At 71.1% G+C, this 19164-nt stretch carries 17 protein-coding genes; 8 read left to right on the top strand and 9 right to left on the bottom strand.

Going from position 1 to position 19164, the window contains the following annotated elements:
• Together ABZ297_RS40330 and ABZ297_RS40325 are read right to left on the bottom strand one after the other, a co-directional pair.
• Nucleotides 1–1385: penicillin-binding transpeptidase domain-containing protein (locus ABZ297_RS40330; protein WP_355357571.1), on the bottom strand; the 1385-nt coding region annotated here is incomplete at its 3' end.
• A 35-nt stretch (nucleotides 1386–1420) separates the two neighbouring features.
• Entirely contained in the window at nucleotides 1421–1780 is a 360-nt protein-coding gene (locus ABZ297_RS40325; RefSeq protein WP_355357568.1) for a MerR family transcriptional regulator, read from the bottom strand.
• An 80-nt stretch (nucleotides 1781–1860) separates the two neighbouring features.
• Between ABZ297_RS40325 and ABZ297_RS40320 the strand changes: the two genes are divergently transcribed.
• Nucleotides 1861–2784 (top strand): aldo/keto reductase, encoded by a 924-nt coding sequence (locus ABZ297_RS40320; protein ID WP_355357565.1) that lies wholly within the window; start codon nucleotides 1861–1863, stop codon nucleotides 2782–2784.
• 19 nt (nucleotides 2785–2803) lie between these two features.
• On the opposite strand, the gene ABZ297_RS40315 is transcribed toward ABZ297_RS40320, so the two are convergent.
• Nucleotides 2804–3454, bottom strand: coding sequence for a TetR family transcriptional regulator (locus ABZ297_RS40315; protein ID WP_355357562.1), 651 nt, complete (start codon nucleotides 3452–3454; stop codon nucleotides 2804–2806).
• Between the two features lie 86 nt (nucleotides 3455–3540).
• Here ABZ297_RS40315 and ABZ297_RS40310 point away from each other — a divergent pair, with 86 nt between their 5' ends.
• Nucleotides 3541–4827, top strand: coding sequence for a GH1 family beta-glucosidase (locus ABZ297_RS40310; protein ID WP_355357559.1), 1287 nt, complete (start codon nucleotides 3541–3543; stop codon nucleotides 4825–4827).
• Between the two features lie 51 nt (nucleotides 4828–4878).
• On the opposite strand, the gene ABZ297_RS40305 is transcribed toward ABZ297_RS40310, so the two are convergent.
• The gene (locus ABZ297_RS40305; RefSeq protein ID WP_355357556.1) at nucleotides 4879–5811 is read right to left on the bottom strand and encodes a LysR family transcriptional regulator; all 933 of its coding nucleotides are present in this window, start codon (nucleotides 5809–5811) and stop codon (nucleotides 4879–4881) included.
• Nucleotides 5812–5945: 134 nt separating this feature from the next.
• Between ABZ297_RS40305 and ABZ297_RS40300 the strand changes: the two genes are divergently transcribed.
• The 4 genes from ABZ297_RS40300 (at nucleotide 5946) to ABZ297_RS40285 (ending at nucleotide 10180) form a co-directional block, all read left to right on the top strand.
• Nucleotides 5946–7190, top strand: coding sequence for an MFS transporter (locus tag ABZ297_RS40300; RefSeq protein WP_355357553.1), 1245 nt, complete (start codon nucleotides 5946–5948; stop codon nucleotides 7188–7190).
• 66 nt (nucleotides 7191–7256) lie between these two features.
• A complete protein-coding gene (locus tag ABZ297_RS40295; protein ID WP_355357551.1) occupies nucleotides 7257–7889 on the top strand; it encodes a cysteine hydrolase in 633 nt (210 codons plus the stop codon).
• Between the two features lie 115 nt (nucleotides 7890–8004).
• Nucleotides 8005–9246 (top strand): serine hydrolase domain-containing protein, encoded by a 1242-nt coding sequence (locus ABZ297_RS40290; protein ID WP_355357548.1) that lies wholly within the window; start codon nucleotides 8005–8007, stop codon nucleotides 9244–9246.
• A gap of 148 nt (nucleotides 9247–9394) precedes the next feature.
• Complete coding sequence (locus tag ABZ297_RS40285) at nucleotides 9395–10180, top strand: MerR family transcriptional regulator (protein ID WP_355357545.1); 786 nt, start codon at nucleotides 9395–9397, stop codon at nucleotides 10178–10180.
• A 27-nt stretch (nucleotides 10181–10207) separates the two neighbouring features.
• On the opposite strand, the gene ABZ297_RS40280 is transcribed toward ABZ297_RS40285, so the two are convergent.
• Complete coding sequence (locus ABZ297_RS40280; RefSeq protein WP_355357543.1) at nucleotides 10208–11098, bottom strand: hypothetical protein; 891 nt, start codon at nucleotides 11096–11098, stop codon at nucleotides 10208–10210.
• Nucleotides 11099–11462: 364 nt separating this feature from the next.
• On the opposite strand from ABZ297_RS40280, the gene ABZ297_RS40275 reads away from it, so the two are divergent.
• Nucleotides 11463–13169: a M14 family zinc carboxypeptidase gene (locus ABZ297_RS40275; RefSeq protein WP_355357574.1), complete on the top strand. Its 1707-nt coding sequence runs from the start codon at nucleotides 11463–11465 to the stop codon at nucleotides 13167–13169.
• Nucleotides 13170–13312: 143 nt separating this feature from the next.
• The gene (locus ABZ297_RS40270) at nucleotides 13313–14746 is read left to right on the top strand and encodes an aldehyde dehydrogenase (RefSeq protein WP_355357540.1); all 1434 of its coding nucleotides are present in this window, start codon (nucleotides 13313–13315) and stop codon (nucleotides 14744–14746) included.
• Between the two features lie 291 nt (nucleotides 14747–15037).
• Here the strand turns inward: ABZ297_RS40270 and ABZ297_RS40265 are convergent, their stop codons facing one another.
• From ABZ297_RS40265 to ABZ297_RS40250, 4 genes are all read right to left on the bottom strand, one after another.
• Complete coding sequence (locus ABZ297_RS40265; RefSeq protein WP_355357537.1) at nucleotides 15038–15814, bottom strand: alpha/beta fold hydrolase; 777 nt, start codon at nucleotides 15812–15814, stop codon at nucleotides 15038–15040.
• A gap of 10 nt (nucleotides 15815–15824) precedes the next feature.
• The gene (locus tag ABZ297_RS40260) at nucleotides 15825–18284 is read right to left on the bottom strand and encodes a LuxR C-terminal-related transcriptional regulator (RefSeq protein ID WP_355357535.1); all 2460 of its coding nucleotides are present in this window, start codon (nucleotides 18282–18284) and stop codon (nucleotides 15825–15827) included.
• Nucleotides 18285–18290: 6 nt separating this feature from the next.
• Nucleotides 18291–18767, bottom strand: a complete 477-nt coding sequence (locus tag ABZ297_RS40255; RefSeq protein WP_355357532.1) for an AMP-binding protein — start codon at nucleotides 18765–18767, stop codon at nucleotides 18291–18293.
• A 55-nt stretch (nucleotides 18768–18822) separates the two neighbouring features.
• Nucleotides 18823–19164 (bottom strand): helix-turn-helix transcriptional regulator (locus ABZ297_RS40250; protein WP_355357529.1); only part of this gene is annotated, 342 nt, incomplete at its 5' end.

The following is a 19164-nucleotide window of genomic DNA, read 5'->3' as shown; positions in this document are numbered from 1 at the left end:
ACCGCCAGGCCCATCTCCAGCACCACCGCCACCGCCACCTGCGGCGCGCCCGCGGGGGCGAAGGCGGTGACGAGGGTGTCGCCGTCCTCCGTGGTGGCCGCCCTGGCCGCCACGGCCATGCCCGGCGCCGCCGCCGAAGCGCCCGCCCACGCCGGGCTGACACCCGCCGACATCATCGCGGCGAGCTGCCCGGCCTGGTCCGGCCGCAGAACGGTGCGGTAGGGGGTCGGGTCGGCGCGGTTGATGATCGAGCCGTCCACAAGGCGCACCTCCTCCACGAGGTACGGGCGCATCAGCACGCCGTCGTTCGCCACGGCCGCCGACATCATCGCGGTCATCAGCGGGGTGACGCTGTCGTCATGCCAGCCGATGGCCGACATCGCGGTCTGCGGCCGGTCCAGGGTGTTGGCGGGGTAGGTGCTCGGCGCCACCTCCAGGGGGATGCGCAGGTCGTCGTTGAAGGCGAACGCCTCGGCCTGCTCGCGGATCGTGTCCTGGCCCAGCTGGAGACCGACCGAGGCGAACGCGGTGTCGCAGGACAGCCGGAAGGCGGCGGCGAGCGACGGATGGCCGCTGCCGCACGGGCGGCCATCCGGGGTCCACAGGCGGTCGTCGGCGCCGGGGAGCGGCAGGGCCGCGGGGGCGTCCAGCCTGGTGGTGGGCGCGTACTCGCCCGAGGTCAGCGCGGCGGCGGCCGTGACGATCTCGAAGGCGGCGCCCGGCGGGTAGGTCTGGTCGATCGCGCGGTTGACCAGGGGGCGCGACGGGTCCCTGCTGAGCCGGGCGTCCACCTGCGTCAGCGCCTTGGGGTCGAGGGTGGTGAAGGCGTTGGGGTCGTAGGACGGGTAGCTGGCCATGGCGAGGATCGCGCCGGTCGCCGGGTTGACGGCCACCACCGCCCCGGGGCGTCCCGAAGCCTTGAGCCCCTGGTAGGCGGCCCACTGGACGCGGTCGCTGATCGTCAGCCTGACGTCCGCGCCCCGCACGGTGCCGTCCGTGACCATCGACCGCACCCTCACCCTGGGGTCGTCGCCCAGCAGCGCGGCGTCCTGCGCCTGCTCGACGCCGGTCGTCCGGTAGAGGGAGTCGTAGCCGGTGACGGGCGCGTACATCTCGCCGCCGAGGTAGGTCCGCACGTACGCGTACGGGCCGGACGTCCGGAGGCTCCTTGCGATGGTCGTGCCGTCGTAGGTGAGGATGTCGCCGCGCGGGTGGTCGAACCTGCCGATCAGCGTCCGCTGGTTGCGCGGATCGGCGTTGAGGCTCGGCGCCTTGAACCCCTGGAGGTAGGTGGCGTTGACCAGCACCGCGAACAGCATCACGGCGCACAGCCGCGCGACCTGGCGCAGCGGGATGTTGATCCGTTTCGCCCTCGGTCCGGCCATGCTGCTGGTCTAACAACCGGACCTCAAAGGCAGGGCTACAGGACGCTGCGGTAGTAGGAAATCTTGTGATGGATGTACCGCTGGCGCTCGGCGAGCTTGTCGATCTGGCCCTGGACCCTGCGGTCATGCTCCTGTAGCAGCTTGATCCGGTCGGGCAGGGTGTGCTCGCCCTCCCGGACGAGCTGGGCGAACCGCACCATCTCCGCGATCGGCATCCCGGTGTCGCGCAGGCACCGGACCATGCCCAGCCAGCCAACGTCCTGATCGCTGAACCGGCGCTGCCCTGCCGAGTTGCGCTCGACAGGCGCCAGCAGGCCGATCTTCTCGTAGTAGCGCAGCGTGTCGATGCTGAAACCGGTCTCCTCGACCACTTCGGCGGGTGTGTAGACACTCACGCGGACCAGCATCGCACCTGGAGCACACTCCAGGTCAACCGGTTGACATGAAGTGCGCTCCAGGTCCCAGAGTCATCGGCATGAACATCGCACTCGGGACCATCGCGTTCGGCACCGCCGTCGACGAGCGGGGCACCTTCGCCATCCTCGACCGCTTCGCCGAGGCCGGGGGCACCATGCTGGACACCGCCAACAACTACCCGTTCTGGATCGAGGGCCGTACGGGCGACGAGAGCGAGCTGGCCATCGGCGCCTGGCTGGCCGCGCGCGGCAACCGCGACCAGGTGTTCCTGAGCACGAAGGGCGGCGCCCGGCCGACCGTGCCCGGCGACACCACCCTGGGCTCGGCTGAAGGGCTGTCCGCCCCCGCCGTCGCGAAGGCGGTCGAGGGCAGCCTGCGCAGGCTGGGGACGGACCACATCGACGTGTACTGGACGCACATCGAGGACCGTTCCGTGCCCTTCGAGGAGACGTTGGGGGCGTTGAACGAGCTGGCGGTGGCGGGGAAGATCCGCAGCGCGGGCGCGAGCAACATGCCCACCTGGCGGCTGGAGCGGGCCAGGAACGTCTCGGCCGCGCACGGCTGGCTGCCCTACACCTACCTTCAGCTGCGCCACACCTACCTGCGTCCGCGCCCGCTCACCCGGCTGCCGGAGTCCGGCCACATGCTGGCCACCGACGAGACGCTGGACTACGTCCGCTCCGAGCCCGACCTGACCCTGTGGGCCTACAACACGCTGATGTCGGGCGCCTACACCCGCGCGGACCGGCCGATCCCCGAGTTCTACGACCACCCGGGCACGGCGCGGCGGCTCGCGACGCTGCACGAGGTCGCGGCCGAGCTCGGCGCCACCCCCAACCAGGTGGTGCTGGCCTGGCTGCTGGCCGACGGCTACGTCCCCATCGTCGGCGTCTCGACGATGGCCCAGCTCGACGAGGCCATCGGCGCCACCGAGGTGAAGCTGGACGACGAGCTGCGCGCCCGCCTGGACGAGCCGCGCTGACCGCCCCCGCGTCGGCCCTCTAGGACAGGTGCTCGGAGAGGTAGCGGCGGACCAGCCGCTTGGTCTCGACGATCAGGTCGGGGTCGCCCTCGGGGTGGACGCGGAAGGCGAGCTTGAGGACGGCGTCGGTGGCCTCGACCGCGACCAGGAGCGCGCGGTCGAGGCCGGGCCCCGCCGGTACGTCGCCCGTCCTGGAGATGAGGTCGAGCACGAGGGACCTGAGCCGGTCGGCGACGATGACGTTGTTGTCGAGCGCCGTGTCCAGGGAGCGCTTGGTGCCTTGGAGCGGAGGCCCGCCGTGTGTGGGCAGCACCTCGCCGAAGTCCACCACGGCGAACCCGGGGGTGGTGCGCTTCATCTCGACGAACTCGTCGACGGCCAGTTCGACCAGGTCGGTCCAGTGGGCGAGGTCGGCGGTGGCGATCCGCTCGGTCACCCTGGTGAGGAAGGCCTCCAGGTTGCGCACCGCGAGGGCCCGTACCAGCCCCTGCTTGTCGGAGAAGAACTGGTAGAACGTGCCGATCGGGACCTCGGCCCTGCGGGCCACCTCCTTGGTGGTCAGCGCGTCGTATCCGACCTGGTCGAGCAGCAGGGCGCACTCGTCGAGCATCCGCTCGACCCTCTCCACGCTGCGGCGCTGGGCCGGACGGCGGCGCAAGGTACTCGTCATGCGACCATCCTCGCCTATTACCAGCAGGTACAGTCCGGGACTTTCCGGTCCGTTAACATGAGCCATACTCACAACGGAGGTGCTGGATGTTCCTGTGGGGCACGGCCACGGCCGCGTACCAGATCGAAGGGGCCGTCGCGGAGGACGGCAGGGGCGTCTCCATCTGGGACACCTTCTCGCACGAGCCGGGACGCACCCGCGACGGGCACACCGGCGACGTCGCCTGCGACCACTACCACCGCTGGCCGGAGGACATCGCGCTGATGTCCGGACTCGGGGTGAACGCCTACCGCTTCTCGATCGCCTGGCCGCGCGTCCAGCCCACCGGCACGGGCGAGGCCAACCCGAAGGGGCTCGACTTCTACGAGCGGCTCGTGGACGGGCTGCTCGACGCGGGCATCACCCCCGCGCCCACTCTGTTCCACTGGGACCTGCCGCAGGCGCTCCAGGACCGCGGCGGGTGGATGAACCGCGATACTTCCCAGTTTTTCGCCGAATACGCGGCGATAGTGGCCGACCGGCTGTCCGACCGGGTGAAGATGTGGATCACGCTCAACGAGCCGTTCATCCACATGGCCTACGGCTACGGCCTGGGCGTCCACGCCCCCGGCCAGGCCCTGCTGCTCGACGCGCTCCCGGTGGCCCACCACCAACTGCTCGGCCACGGGCTGGCCGTCCAGGCGCTGCGGGCGTCGGGCGCCGAGCAGGTGCTGATCACCAACAACTGCACCCCCGTCTGGCCCGGATCGGACTCCGAGGCCGACCGGGCCGCCGCCGACGCCTACGACACCCTGCACAACCGCCTCTTCAACGACCCTGTCCTGCTGGGGACGTATCCCGACTTGTCGGCGTACGGGGTGGAGATGGACGTCCGCGACGGCGACCTCGACGTGATCTCCGCCCCCCTCGACGGGCTGGGCGTCAACTACTACAACCCCACCCGGATCGGCGCCCCCACGGACGACGGCCTGCCCTTCACCGACCTCGGCATCACCGGCTACCCCACCACCGCCTTCGGCTGGCCGGTGGTGCCCGACGGGCTGCGCGAGCTGCTGGTGGGCCTGCGCGACCGGTACGGCGCGGCGCTCCCGCCGATCCACATCACCGAGAACGGCTGCTCGGCGAAGGACACCCTGGACGACCAGGACAGGATCGCCTTCCTCGACGGCCACCTCGCCGCCCTCGACCAGGCCCGCGCCGACGGGGTGGACGTGCGGGGATACTTCGTCTGGTCGCTGCTGGACAACTTCGAATGGGCCGAGGGGTATCACCAGCGCTTCGGCCTCGTCCAGGTCGACTTCGACACCCAGCGCCGCACCCCACGAGCCTCCTACGCCTGGCTCCGCAGCCGCCTCTCCCCCGACGCGTCCTGACCCGCCCCCACCTCCCCGCCGCTCCCCGGACGCCCGCCGAGGCGGCGGCGTTCAGCGGGTTGCCCAGTCCGGCGCCCAGGTCCCGGCGGCGTCATGGCCTGCCGCTGTGGCGGCGAGGTGGGCGCGGAGGGTGGCCAGCGCGGGGTGGGGGTTGTCGCGGTGCCACAGGAGCGAGTGCGGGTAGACGGGCATGGGGTCGGTCACCGGGATGCGGCGCAGGCCGTGGTCGGCGGGCCAGACGAGGCGGGTCTGCTCGCTCATGAAGGTGGCCAGGGCCGGCGTGTCGGCGATGGTGTCGAGGAGCGCGTCGGAGCCGAAGTTGGGGCCGGTCGCCTCGATGGTGAGGCCGAACTCGGCGACGAGGTCGTCGTAGTAGGCGGCCCACTCGGTGCCGGGGACGATGCCGGGCATCCAGATCCGGTGCCCGGCGAGCTGAGCGAGGGTCACCGACCGGGCACCGGCCAGCGCGTGGGCGGGGCCGGTGAGGAGCTGGAGCGGCTCGTCGAGCACCCGGACGGACTCGATGTCCTCGGGAAGGGGCCGGCCGGGCATGGCGACGGCGCGGAAGGACGCGTCGATCGCGCCGGATCGGATGGCGGCGACGGCCGTCTCGACGTCGAACAGCATCACCACGGCGAGCTCGATCTCGGGGTGCGTGCGGTGGAAGCCGCGCATCAGGCCCGACGCCGCGCTGCGCGAGGCGATCACGTCGACGCGCAGCGGACGGCTGCCGGGGAGCACGGACGCGACCGCGCGCTCGGCGACGCGCAGCAGCTCCCGGGCGTGGGGCAGGAACGCCTGCCCGTCGATGGTGAGCTCGGCGCCGCGCGGCGTGCGGGTGAACAACCGCACGGCGAGGTCCTTCTCCAGCGCGGCGATGCGCTTGGAGACGGCCTGCTGGGTGACCGCCAGCTCGGCGGCGGCCTCCTGGAACTGCCCCGCGTCGGCGGCGGCGACGAAGGTCCGGACGGTGTCGAGGTCCATGCGGACACCCTATGGATACAACCGTTGGTTGTGGCTGGGCGGCCCTGCGGTTGTTTGATCCCCGGGCATGGTGCTCGCTTTGATGCTTCCGATCGCGGATCAGTTGTGCGGGTGAGTGACGAGGGGCGTCGGACATGCGGAACGGGCACCGGTTGGGGCGGCGGTTCGGGTGGCTCTGGGGAGCGTACGGGACCAGCGCGCTCGGCACGTGGCTCGCCTTCGGCGCGTTCCCGCTGATCGCGATCCGGGTGCTGCACGCCGGGCCGGCGGAGGTCGCGGCGTTGTCCTCCGTGGGGGCTTTGGCGGGCGCGGCCGTGGCGGTGCCGCTCGGCCCGTGGGTGGAGTTCCGCCGCAAGCGGCCGGTGCTGATCGGGAGTGACCTGGTGCGGTTCGCAGCGCTGCTGACGATCCCCGCCGCGTTCGCGCTCGGCGCGCTCTCCTTCGTCCAGCTCCTGCTGGTCTCGGTCGTCGTCGCGGCGGCCGACATCACCTTCCGCGCCGCCTCCGGCGCGTACCTGAAGACGCTGCTGCCGGCCGAGGACCTGCTCGTCGCCAACGCCCGATTCGAGTCCACGGCCTGGACGACCACGATCATCGGACCGCCGCTGGGCGGTGCCGCGATCGGGCTCCTCGGTCCGGTGGCGACGGTGGTGGCCGACGCGGTCAGCTTCCTGCTCTCGGCCCTGGGCATCCGTGCGGCGGGCGACCAGGAGCCGCGGCCCGAGCGCCGGGAGGCCGCGCGCATGCGGGCCGGGGACCTGCTCGACGGTTGGCGGTACATCCTTGCCGACGCGACGCTGCGTCCGCTGTTCTTCAACACCGCCCTGTTCAACGGCCTGGTGATGGCCGCCGACGCGCTGCTGGCCGTCCTGATGCTCGGCCAACTCGGGTTCACACCGTGGCAGTACGGCCTCGCCTTCGCCGCGCCCGCGATCGGCGGGCTGCTCGGTTCGCGGCTGGCCCGGCCGCTCGTCACCCGGTTCGGGCAGCACCAGGTTCTGGTCGTGGCCGGGACGCTGCGCGCGCTCTGGCCCATCGGCCTGGCCTTCCTGGGGCCGGGCACCGGAGGGCTGCTGCTGGTGATGGGCGTCGAACTCGGGCTCATCTTCTGCTGCGGGGTCTTCAACCCCGTCTACGCCACCTACCGCCTCGAGCGCACCGCGACCGAGCGGGTCGCCCGCACGCTGTCCGCCTGGTCGGTGACGACCAAGGCCTCGACCGCGCTCCTGACGGCCGCATGGGGCGTGCTGGGCGGCCTGCTCGGCCCGCGCCCGGCCATCGGCCTGGCCGGCGTGCTCCTGCTGGCGACCCCGCTGCTACTCCCCCGACGCGCCGCGGCGCCCCTCGCCGAGCCGGAGTCGGCACGAAGCCGCGCCTGACGGGCCGCCACGGCCGTCACCGCGATCGGGCTGCACCGCCCCTATCAGATCCCCCAAGGAGAGAAAATGACCGTCACGACCCCGGCGCTGGACCCCCGGACGGCCGCACTGCTCGTCATGGATTACCAGCAGGGAATCCTGGCCTCGCTCCCTGGCCTGGCCGACCCGGAAGCGCTGCTGTCACGGGTGGCCGGCGCCATCGCCGACATGCGAGCGCACGGCGCCGCCATCGCCTACGTGCGAGTCGGATTCACCGAAGCCGACTGGGCGGCGATCCCGCCGGCCAACAAGACGTTCTCCCTCCTCGGCCGGCAGCACCTCATGCACCACGAGGAGCCCGACACGACCATCCACCATCAGCTCGCTCCCGAGCCCGGCGACATCACCGTCCGCAAGACCCGATACGGCGCGCTGTCCACCACAGACCTGGACCGGCAACTGCGGGATCGCGGAATCACCACCCTGGTCATCGCCGGCATCACCACCAGCGGCGTCGTCCTGTCCACCGTCACCGACGCCGCCGACCGCGACTACCAGCTCTACGTCCTGTCCGACGGCGTCACCGACCCGGACCCGCAAGCCCACCAGACCTTGATGAACAGCATCTTCCCGAGACTGGCCCACATCATCGACACCGCCGAACTGCGCTCGCTCCTGCACGAGAGCCATCCCGATCGAGCAAAGACCGGCAGGGCATAACCGCTGGCAGCTGTGAGCTAGATCACGGTTGAGGTTGACCTCGGGTCAGGGTGGAAGCTCGGCGTAGCGGCACGACGCCGACCCGGACATAACAGACTCGAAGGAGCAAACCACCATGACGATCGCCCGTTCCGACCAGGACAAGAGCACCCTGCGAACTGCCGCGTACGGCGCCGTGTCGCTGATGACCGCCGCCAGGGTAACCGCTGCGGACAGCGGGGCCGTGCCGGAGGCGGCTGCCGGGCAGGATCGCCCGGAGCTGCAGAAGGCGATCGAGGAGATCGTCGAATCCGGTTTCGTCGGCGTGTCGCTGCGCGTGCACGATGAGCGGGGCGAGTGGGTCGGCAGCGCCGGGGTGGCCGAGCTGGGCGGGACCGCCAAGCCGCCGATCGACGGACACGTCCGGATCGGCAGCAACACCAAGACCTTCACCGCGACCCTGGTGCTGCAACTGGTGGCCGAGGGCAAGGTCGGGCTGGACATCCCGGCAGCGGACTATCTGCCCGAGTTCGGGCTGGACCGGCGGATCACGGTGCGGATGCTGTTGCAGCACACCAGCGGGGTGTTCAACTTCAGCGGCGAGGTCTACGACGACGGGACGGTCGCGCCGGGGATCCCCATCCCCTACGGCACCACGGGCAAAGAGTGGATGGACAACCGGTTCAAGACCTACCGGCCGCAGGAGCTGGTGGAGCTGGCGTTGTCCAAGCCGGCACGGTTCGAGCCGGGCACGGGCTGGAGCTACTCCAACACCAACTACGTGCTGGCCAGGCTGCTGATCGAGAAGGTCACCGGCCGCTCGCTGGCCGAGGAGATGCAGCAACGGATCCTGGGGCCGCTCGGGCTGTCGGGCACCGTGGTGCCGGACGCCTCGCCAGAGCTCCCCGAGCCGCACGCCCACGCCTACTACCGGTACGAGGACGCCGGCCGGCAGCAGACGATCGACATCACCCGCCACAACCCCTCCTGGATCTCCACCGGCGGTGACATGATCTCGACCAGCCAGGATCTGGCCACGTTCATCTCCGCGCTGATGCGCGGCGAGCTCTTGCCGGCCGAGCTGCTGGCCGAGATGTGCGCGCCGTACCCCACGGCCATTCCGAACATGGGTTACGGCCTGGGGGTGTTCGTCCAGAAAACGGACCGCGGCACCGTCATCACCCACAACGGCGCCGCCGCGGGCCACGCGGCGCTGATGTACAGCACGCCCGACGGCAGCAAGACCCTGACCGCCGCGCTGAACTGTGTGGACGACGCCGACCTGTCCATAGCGGCAGCGTTCCAGAACGCCCAGCAAAGGCTCGTCAACGAGGTGTTCTGCGGCGGGCAGGCCGATCCGGCTCAGCCGACGGACTGAACACCTGTGACCCGTACGCCTCGAGGATCGACCCTTTGATTTCGTGGAAGTGACCGCGGATGTTCGTCGCTATGCTCGCGTGGCCAGTCCATACGCTCGGCCGTGGTGTGCGCAGTCGCCGGGCTCGAGCACAAGGCAGGCTGAGCAGATGATGAACGGAGTCACGATCGGGCAGGCGGCGGCGTTCGTCGGCGTCACGGTGAAGACGGTGCGGCACTACCACAAGCTCGGCCTGGTCGAGGAGCCGGAACGCGACAGCTCCGGTTACCGGCGGTACGGATCGGCCGAGTTGTTGCGGCTGGTGCAGGTCCGGACGCTGGCCGCCGCCGGGGTGCCGCTGGCCGAGATCGGGCCCCTGCTCGACGCCGACGCCGCGCTGTTCGCCGCCGCGCTCGCCGACGTCGAGCGGCAGCTCACCGAACGGATCGAGGAGTTGATCGCGCGGCGTGACACGCTGCACCGGCTCGCTGACGGCGACCGGGCCCTGCTGCCCGACCGCGCTGTGGCGCTGCTGGAGCGGATGCCCGGCCTCGGCTTCCCCGCGGACGCGGTGGCGGCCACGAGGGAGGGCTGGGTGCTGGCCAGGGCCCTGGTCCCGGAGGGCTTCGACGACTACCTCACCCATGTCGAGCACGCCCTCGCAGACCCCCGGTTCGTCGCCTTGATCAAGCGCGGCGCCGAAGCCGCGGCCTGGGAGCCGGACGACCCGCGCATCGCCGAGCTCGCCACCGCCATTGCCGACCATTTCCTCGCCAACCCCGCACAGCTGAAGATCGTGACCGGTCTGCAAGCCCGCACCGAGGCCGCGACCCGGTACAAGCTGATCGCCCTCCACGGCGAAGAGCAGGGATCGGCCGCGGCCCGGGGGATCGCGCTCGTCGAGGCCAAGCTCCGCTCCGCCGGCATCCATCTCCCCAGACCAGACTCCCACTGACCGCGCCGTCCCGCAGCGGCCGGGCCGTCAGAAGACGGAGACGTGCACGTGGTCGTAGTGGTTGGCCGTCACGCCGCCCCGGTCGGACATCGGGTCCCAGCCGCCGCCCGAGCGGATGTCGTAGTACCGCTGCTTCCAGATGATGTACATCACCCCGATGCGCGCCCCGTTCTGGATCAGCCACTCGGCCAGCGCGTCGCCACGGTCGGCGTCGGCGCCGGAGGCCATCGTCCCGCCGCGGGACATCATGAAGTCGCAGGCCCGCCCCTTGCCGTGCTCTCCCGGGTCACCGGAGCGGAGGCAGCCGACGCCGTACAGCATGGGGAACTTCCCCATGATCTCGGCCCGCACCGCGATCATGCGCGGCGTCAGGCCCTCGGACCCGCCGGGTTTCTGGATCCCGAACTTGGCGAGCAAGCGCTCGATCTCGCGCCGCTTGCCCTGCATGTTCTTGATCTCTTTCTTCAGCTTGTCGATCTTGTCGTCAGCGGCGGCCCTGGCCTTCTTGGCGTCTTCGACCAGGGTCTGGATGCGTCGCACCCGTCCGGCGCGCTCGTCGGCCAGGTACTGCAGGACGGCCGCGTGCCCGAGCATCTGGGAGGGGTCGCCCGGGGAGGCGAAGAGTTGCATGCCGTCGAGGGGCCCGGTCACGTAGGCGTTCCGCGCGATCGTGGCGACGTCGGCCTTGGCCCGGACGAGGTCTTTCTGCAGCGAGGCGGACTTGCCGGTGGCCTTCTTGACCTGGATGCGGATCTCTTCCAGGCTCTGGATCTGCCCGCGGTAGAGGTCGTTGAGCTTGGCGGCCTGCTTGGTGAGCCTGCGTACCTCGCCCATGTCGGGGTCGGCGGCGGCAGGGAGGGGGAGCCCGAGCAGCCCGGCAAGGACGGCGGCGATCACGGCGAAGCGCCCGAGTCTCACGCCCGTCCTCCCCTCATCGACGCTGCGCAACTATAGAAGATGATCTTGATAGCTGCCACCCGAACCATGGAACTCGTGCACGTTTGGCGACTTATCTAACACTTTGCGAGCTACCTGCCACCCCGAGGGGATTAAGGCGCACATAAGGTTTGGGTCTTGTCGGGATCGCGGCCCCGGGTGAGATTTCGAGGAACTCGACTCTGCGAAGGGGCCTCGACGGCCTGCGCAAGCTCGGCTACCAGCCCGAGCCCGTACGCAACCCGCAGGGCCAGACCCAGCTTGAGGCGACCAGGGCGCAGGCCGCGGGTACACCGTCTGGAGGTCCTACTCCGCGCCCGGCGGCGTCGCCGACCAGCTCAGGGCCATCGCGAACGCCAACAAGGACCTGGTCAAGATCCAGTCGATCGGCAGGACGCTGAAGGGCCAGGACATCCTGGCGGTCAAGGTCACCACGCTGGCCAGGGCGCTGCCCGACGGCGTCAAGCCCGCCACCCTGTTCTCCGCCACCCAGCACGCCCGCGAGTGGATCTCCACCGAGGTGGAAATGCGGCTGCTGAAGTACGTGCTCGCCAACAGGACGGCGCTGAAGGACCTGCTCGACAGGACGGAGCTGTGGTTCGTCCCCGTCGCCAACCCCGACGGCTACGACTTCACCTTCACCGAGGGAAACCGCCTGTGGCGCAAGAACCTGCGCGACGTGAACGGCGACGGCAAGATCACCATCGGCGACGGCGTGGACCCGAACAGGAACTTCCCCACGAACTTCCACTGCGACGAGGAGGGCTCTTCGTCGATCCCCAGCAGCGACACCTACCGCGGCGCCGGCCCCGCCAGTGAGCCCGAGACCGTCGCCATGGACGGCCTGCTCAGGCGGATCAGGTTCAAGGGCCAGGTCAACTACCACTCCTACGGCCCGCTGCTGCTCTATCCGCAGGGCTGGCAGATCGCCACGAAGACCGCGGACGACCCGATCTACGACATGGACAAGATGGGACGCAAGGCCCCGCATGCGCTCGGAGTCCTGAGCCACTACAAGGCCGTGGTCTGGGAGACGGGCGACGACATCATCCCCAGGAGCACCGGCCAGGTGCCCGGCACCACGTCCAAGGGCGGGGTCGACACCGAGCTGGCCGTCCGCGACTACCTGAACGAGGGCGGCAAGCTGCTGCACGCGGGCAAGTACCCGTCGTACGCGGCCAACGCCAACGGCCAGTACTACTTCCAGCCGGACCAGCCCGCCCAGCGGGAGTGCGCGACGCCGACGGACCCGCCGTGCATCCAGGTGTTCAACGACTTCCAGCAGTACTGGCTCGGCGCGTACGTCTTCTTCGACGACGCCGGCACCGACCAGGCGACGGGCCGGCCGTACGAGCTCAAGGGCGTGGGCGGCCGGTTCGACGGCTTCGCGGGCACGCTGGCGCCCAGCCACACCAACTCCTACGTGGCGACCTCGGCCATCCTGCCCGCGCGGCAGTTCCCCCGGTTCGCGAGCTCGGCCCCGGTCAAGTGGGCGCGTCCCGGCGGGCCGTTCGACCCGCACACCGGTTCCTGGGACGTCTACACGGGGAGCAGCTGCGCCCCGCCGAGCGGCGGCGCGGGCTGGCGGACGATCCACCCGTTCACCCAGCGCTACCAGGGCCCGGCCTGTGAGCCGACCGGGACCTCCGGGGCGTGGAACGCCGCCAGCGGCAACTCCGCAGGCTGGCAGCAGTGGAAGATCGACCTGACCCCGTACGCGGGTAAGCAGGTGGAGCTGTCGATCTCCTACGTCAGCGACTGGGGCACCCAGGGCGCGGGCGTCTTCCTCGACGACTTCGCCGTCACGCTGGACGGCGCGACCGCGGAGCAGAGCTCGTTCGAGGCCGACCTCGGCGGCTGGACCGTGGCGGGTCCCCCGGCGGGCTCGTCCGTGTCGATCAACAACTGGTTCCGCACGGACCAGGTCTTCGAGGAGGGCGGCGGCCTGGCCACCAAGGACACCGTCTACCTGGGGTTCGGCGTCGAGAGCCTGACCAGCCAGGCGGCGCGCACGGACCTGGTCAAGCGGTCGATGCGACACCTGCTCGGCTGACTCCCCAGAGGGGTGCGGCCCACCCGCCGCACCCCTCCCACGCCCGCCCGCGCCCTCTTGCGTGCTCGGACAGAAGATGGTTCGGTCGGCTTGAGGCAGTGCGGTAGCAAGCAAGCATTAGGTCAAGCAGGAGGGCTCACGACATGCGCCAGCACGACACGCTGTTCATCGGGGGCGAATGGGTGACCCCGGCGGGCACCGGAACGATCGACGTCATCTCTCCCCACACCGAGGAGGTCGTGGGACGGGTGCCCGACGGCACCACCGCCGACGTGGACCGCGCGGTCGCCGCGGCCCGCGTGGCGTTCGACCTCGGCCCCTGGCCGCGCCTGACGTTCGCCGAACGGGCCGAGGCCATCGCCAGGCTGGCCGAGATCTACACCGCGCGGCAGGCCGAACTGGCCGAGCTGATCACGGAGGAGATGGGCTCGCCGATCACGTTCTCGAACCTCGCGCAGGCTCCGCAGCCGCTCGGCATGCTCCAGTTCTACGCCGAGTACGGAAAGACGTTCGTCCAGGAGGAGCAGCGCCCCGGCCTGTTCGGGCCGACCACCGTGCGCAGGGAGCCGGTGGGCGTGGTGGCGGCCGTGGTGCCGTGGAACGTCCCGCAGTTCGTCACGATGACCAAGGTCGCACCCGCGCTGCTGGCGGGCTGCGCCATCGTGCTCAAGCCCGCGCCGGAGACGCCGCTGGACGCGTACCTGCTGGCCGAGATGGCGCAGGAGGCCGGGATCCCGCCGGGCGTGCTCAACATCGTGCCCGCCGGACGCGAGGTCAGCGAGTACCTGGTCGCGCACCCCGGCGTGGACAAGGTCGCCTTCACCGGCTCGACCGCCGCGGGCCGCCGCATCGCCGCCATCTGCGGCGAGCAGCTCAAGCGGGTCAGCCTGGAACTGGGCGGCAAGTCGGCGGCGATCATCCTGGACGACGCCGACCTCGCGTCCAACATGGGCATGCTGGCGATCGCCTCGCTGATGAACAACGGCCAGGCGTGCGTCGCGCAGACCCGCATCCTGGCCTCGCGCAACCGCTACGACGAGGTCGTGGACGCGATCGCGGCCATGGTCACCTCGCAGCCCGTCGGCGATCCCGCCGACCCCGCCACCGGCATCGGCCCGCTGGTCGCCAAGCGGCAGCAGGACCGGGTCGAGGGCTACATCAGGACCGGGATGGACGAGGGGGCCAAGGTCGTCGTCGGCGGCCTCGACCGGCCGTACGAGCGTGGCTGGTACGTCGCCCCGACGGTGTTCGCGGGCGTCACCAACAACATGCGCATCGCCCGCGAGGAGATCTTCGGCCCGGTGCTGACCGTCATCCCCTACGAGGACGAGGCCGACGCGATCCGCATCGCCAACGACAGCGACTACGGCCTGGCGGGCACGGTCTGGACGGCCGACGCCGACCACGGCATGGACGTGGCCCGCCAGGTGCGCACCGGCACCTACGGCGTCAACTGCCTCATGCTGGAGGCGAACGTCCCCTTCGGCGGCTACAAGGCCAGCGGGATCGGTCGCGAGCTCGGCCCGGAGGGCCTGAACGGCTACCTGGAGTACAAGACGATCTCGCGCCTGGGCTGAGCCCTGCCGAGCCGGGAGCGGCCATGAACGGAAACGGCCGCGCCGGGAGCGGCGCGGCCGGAACCCCTCAGCCGGGATCTGCGCGCTGGAACTCGTTGGCCGGGAAACGACCAAGGGCTCCGGCAGTGCCGGAGCCCTCGTCACGGATGGGCACCCAGCGCGCCCCCGCGACGCTGGGCTACCGCCCGATTACATGAAGTATGCCCCACGTCCACCGCCTCGGCGGTTTCCTTCCCCTAGGACTTTCTCCCTGCGGATTTCTCCCATCCGCCCTAGGTAGACGTTCGTTACTCAGGAAAAGTTCGAAGTGATCCATTTTCCGATACGTCGGATGAGTTCGGGCGTCGCGGCGGACTCCGCGTGGCCGTATCCCGGCTCGATCCAGAGCTGCCTGGGTTCGCGGGCGCCCGCGTACAGCTGGTGGGCGTGCTCGACGGGGAAGAACGAGTCGGCGTCGCCGTGCACGATCAGCAGCGGGGTGGGCGAGATCAACGCGGCGGCCTCGTGCGGCGGCATCGGGACCGGGTCCCACTGGCCGCGGGCGATCCTGGTGCGCTTGGCCAGCCGGGCGGCCCAGCGCCCCAGCGGCCGCTCGATCGCCCAGTGCACCTGGCGCATCGGCTTGGTGCCGCGGTAGTACCAGCGGGCGGGACCGCTGACCGCCACCACGGCGTCCACCCCGCCGTGCAGGGCCGCGTGCCGCACCGCGACCGCCGCCCCCATCGAGAAGCCGACCACGGCGATCCTGCGGTAGCCGACCACGCGGGCGTGCCGCACGACGGCCTCGACGTCGAGCACCTCCAGGTCGCCGACGGTGCTCTCGCCGCCCGAGCGGCCGTGGCCGCGGAAGTCGAACGCGATCACGCCGCCGAATCCGCTGAGCACGTGCGCGATGCGGCGCGCGGTGCGCTCCCGCCACGAGCCCGTGAATCCGTGCGCCATCACGATGCCCAGATCGAGGCCCAGGTCGAGGCCCTGGTCGAGCCGCGTGGGCGGGGTGTGCGCGGCGTCGATGCGGACCCCGTCGCCGGTCCTCAGCATGACGGGGAAGTTCGGTGCGAACGGCATACCGCCGAGCCTACGATCCCCCTGGCCGGAACCCGCGCGCGGCCGTCCAGACCGCGATCTGGGCGCGGGAGGCGAAGCCGAGCTTGTCCATCATGTTCGCGACGTGCCTGGCCACCGTCGCGGGGCTGATCACCAGCTCCGCCGCGATGGCCCGGTTGCTCAGCCCGCGGGTGAGCAGCCCGGCGATCTCCCACTCCCTGGGCGTCAGCGCCGAGCAGCGGACCTCCGGCGCCGGCGCGAAGGACGGCGACGGAGGCCGGCTCTCCCTGTCGAGGATGCGCCGGGCCACCTCGTCGGGGTGCTGCTCCAGGCCGCGGGCCCAGAGCGCGGCCACGCGGGTCTCGCCCAGCCTGGCCCTGGCGAGGGTGAGCAGCTCGTGCGTCCTGGCGCGGTTGCCGTGCTGGCCGATCGACTCGCGCAGCGCGCTCGCCGCCGCCGCGGCCAGGACGGCGCCGTCGAGGTCGCCCTCTGACTGCGCCAGGACCGACAGGGCCACCAGGACGCGCACCATCTCCCTGCGCTGGCCCGTCTGCCTGCACAGCACCAGGCTGGCCGCCACGTTCTCCCTGGCGGTGGCGTGGTCGTGCAGCTGGGCCGCCACCCTGCCGAGCTTGGCCAGGCAGCGGGCCAGCTCGGCCCGGTTGTCCAGCTCCCGCAGCAGCGGCAGCGCGGCCGTGTGGTGCGCGCAGGCCGCCTCCAGGTCGCCCCTCGCCTCCGCGACGGCCCCGAGATGGGTCAGCGCCCTGGCGATGGTCCACCGGTGCCCGGACTCCTCGGCCAGCGCCAGCGCCTCCTCACCGAGCCGCTGCGCCTGGCGCACCTGGCCCTGGAACAGCGCCAGGTTGAGCTGCGCCATGCGGGCCGTCGCCAGGTTGAACAGGTCGTCGTGCGCGGTGGCGGCCTCGTCCAGCTCCTGGAGGTAGCGCGCGGCCTTGTCGCCCTGGCCGGTACGCAGGAAGACGGTCACCGCGACCGTGTAACTGACGCCCAGCCAGTGGCTGTAGGGGTGCCGCCGCTGCTCCTCGATGCTCTCCACGATGAGCTCGGCGGCGCGGGCCAGCTCGTCGCGGGCCTCCAGCGCGTAGGCCAGGCCGCCCTTGGCCACGCCGACGACGTCCGGCGGCACCTGCGACAGGTCCAGCCCGAGCAGCCGTTCCAGCCAGTCTGCGGCCTCCGCCAGGTCGCCGCGCATCGCCAGGATCGTCACCGTGGCCCGGCACAGGCGCAGCCCGAGGGGCGCGTCGCCCGACTCCATCGCCCAGTCGACGGCCGCCCTGCAGTCGTCGAGCAGCGACCTGCCTCTGCCGAAGTAGGCGAAACGCGCCGGCCACGGCATGCGGCCGGCCAGCGAGCCGGCCGCGAAACAGCGCTCCTGCGCCTCGCAGATCAGCCTCAGGTGCCTGTCGCGCAGCCACGCCTCCTCCCCCACCTCCCGCGCCCGTTCCACCGCGTACTGCTTGATGGTCTCCAGCAGGTGGTAGCGCCCGCTGGCGTCGTGCCGCTGCACCAGGGACTTGTCGACCAGCCCGTTGAGCAGGTCGAGCACCTCGCAGGCCCGCACCATGCCGCCGTCGGCGCACACCTGCTCGGCCAGGTCGAGGTCGAAGTGCCCGGCGAACACCGACAGCCTGCGCAGCAGCATCCGCTCCTTGGGCCTGAGCAGCTCGTGGCTCCACTCGACCGTGGCCAGCAGCGTGCGCTGCCGCGCGGGGGCCGTCCTGTCGCCGGTGGTCAGCAGCTGGAAGCGGTTCTTCAGCCGGTCGGCGATCCGTCCGGGGCTGAGCAGGCTGGTACGGGCCGCCGCCAACTCCAGCGCCAGCGGCAGCCCGTCGAGCGCCCGGCACAGCCGCACGATGTCGTCCATGTCGTCGGTCACCGCGCGGGCCCCGGCGGCGAGCGCCCGGTCCACGAACAGCAGCACGGACTCGGCGTGCGGGTGCTCCTCGTCGGGCAGCTCCAGCGGCGGCACCCGCCAGATCAGCTCGCCGGGGATGCGCAGCGGCTCGCGGCTGGTGAGCAGGAACCGCACCCCCGGGCAGTCGGCCATGAGCGCCGCCACCAGCCGCGCGCACCTGTCGACCAGGTGCTCGCAGTTGTCGAGGACGAGCAGCGCGTCCGCCTGGCGCAGCCGGGCCCGCAGCCCGTCGAGCACCCGTCCCGGGACCTCGTCGCGGACGCCCAGCACCTCGGCGATCCGGTGCGCGATCAGCTCGGCCTTGCCGATGCGGGCCAGTTCGACCAGCCACACCCCGCCGGCGAAGCGCTCCACCACCTCGGCCGCGACCTGCAGCGACAGCCTGGACTTGCCGATGCCGCCCACCCCGCAGAGCGTGATCACGCGCTGCTGGCCCAGCAGCGCGCAGAGCTCGGCCACGTCGCGTGCCCGTCCGACGAAACGGTTCGGTTCGGCGGGGAGGTTGTGCTGGACGTGCGTGGTCATCGGGTGCCCAGGTGTCGGCGGGAGGCTCACGCCTGGTCAGTCTTCCCTGGTTCGGGGGCCCACGCGATCACTTTGCGTGCAGATCTCGCCACCCAACGGGTATGGTTCCCCGCCGCTCAGGTCGGCCCTGAAATCGGCACTGACATCGGCGCTGAGATCGGCACTGAGATCGGGGAGGCTCACCACGATCCGCACGCGCGACTCGTCGGCCGCGTCGAGCGCGTGCGGCAGGTCGGAGATCATCACCCTGGCCCGGCTGGCGAGGATGTGCTCGCGCAGGCTGCCCGCCTCCAGCTCCGCCGGAACCGGCCAGACCGTGCCGCCTGCCGCGATCACCGCGTCGGTGGCCACCAGCAGGCCGGGGCCGACGGGCAGGCAGATGAGCACCGTGTCGCCCGTGCGCACGCCCCTGCGCCGGAGCTGGACGGCCGCCGCGGCCGACAGCTCGTCGAGCTGGCCCTGGGTGATGCCCAGGCCCGTACCCGAGTCCACCATGACAATCCGCTCATCCATGGGCCCACGGTAAAGAGGACATCTCGTGCGTACATCGGGCGGAATATGCAGATGGCTATGCAGAAGTTCCCGAGTGCTCGGCGGCCCACACGGCGATCTGCGCCCGCGAGGTGTAGCCGAGCTTCTCCATGATGTTGGCGATGTGCCGCGCCACGGTCGCCGGGCTGATCACCAGCTCCGCGGCGATGCCCCGGTTGGACAGGCCGCGCGTCAGCAGGGCGGCGACCTCCTGCTCGCGCGCGGTCAGCGGCGAGCGCCTGACCGGTTCGGCGGCCACGGGGCCGCTCGCCCCCGGCCGCTCGATCATCGCCAGGTTCAAGACCATGGCCATCGCCCGCGTCTCGGTGCTCACCGGGCACGTACTCGGGGCGATGGTGCAGACGTTCCTCGCGATTGC

It is taken from the genome of Nonomuraea sp. NPDC005983, assembly GCF_040614375.1.
GTDB lineage: Bacteria > Actinomycetota > Actinomycetes > Streptosporangiales > Streptosporangiaceae > Nonomuraea.
Note: the sequence above shows the minus strand (reverse complement) of the source record. Positions and strands in the feature narration are given on the sequence as shown.

Bases quoted from the DNA above. Each gene is read 5' to 3' on its own strand.
- ABZ297_RS40320 (WP_355357565.1), top strand. From the start codon at position 1,861: ATGAACATCGCACTCGGGACCATCGCGTTCGGCACCGCCGTCGACGAG.
- ABZ297_RS40315 (WP_355357562.1), bottom strand. From the start codon at position 3,454: ATGACGAGTACCTTGCGCCGCCGTCCGGCCCAGCGCCGCAGCGTGGAG.
- ABZ297_RS40310 (WP_355357559.1), top strand. From the start codon at position 3,541: ATGTTCCTGTGGGGCACGGCCACGGCCGCGTACCAGATCGAAGGGGCC.
- ABZ297_RS40305 (WP_355357556.1), bottom strand. From the start codon at position 5,811: ATGGACCTCGACACCGTCCGGACCTTCGTCGCCGCCGCCGACGCGGGG.
- ABZ297_RS40300 (WP_355357553.1), top strand. From the start codon at position 5,946: ATGCGGAACGGGCACCGGTTGGGGCGGCGGTTCGGGTGGCTCTGGGGA.
- ABZ297_RS40295 (WP_355357551.1), top strand. From the start codon at position 7,257: ATGACCGTCACGACCCCGGCGCTGGACCCCCGGACGGCCGCACTGCTC.
- ABZ297_RS40290 (WP_355357548.1), top strand. From the start codon at position 8,005: ATGACGATCGCCCGTTCCGACCAGGACAAGAGCACCCTGCGAACTGCC.
- ABZ297_RS40285 (WP_355357545.1), top strand. From the start codon at position 9,395: ATGATGAACGGAGTCACGATCGGGCAGGCGGCGGCGTTCGTCGGCGTC.
- ABZ297_RS40270 (WP_355357540.1), top strand. From the start codon at position 13,313: ATGCGCCAGCACGACACGCTGTTCATCGGGGGCGAATGGGTGACCCCG.
- ABZ297_RS40265 (WP_355357537.1), bottom strand. From the start codon at position 15,814: ATGCCGTTCGCACCGAACTTCCCCGTCATGCTGAGGACCGGCGACGGG.
- ABZ297_RS40255 (WP_355357532.1), bottom strand. From the start codon at position 18,767: ATGGATGAGCGGATTGTCATGGTGGACTCGGGTACGGGCCTGGGCATC.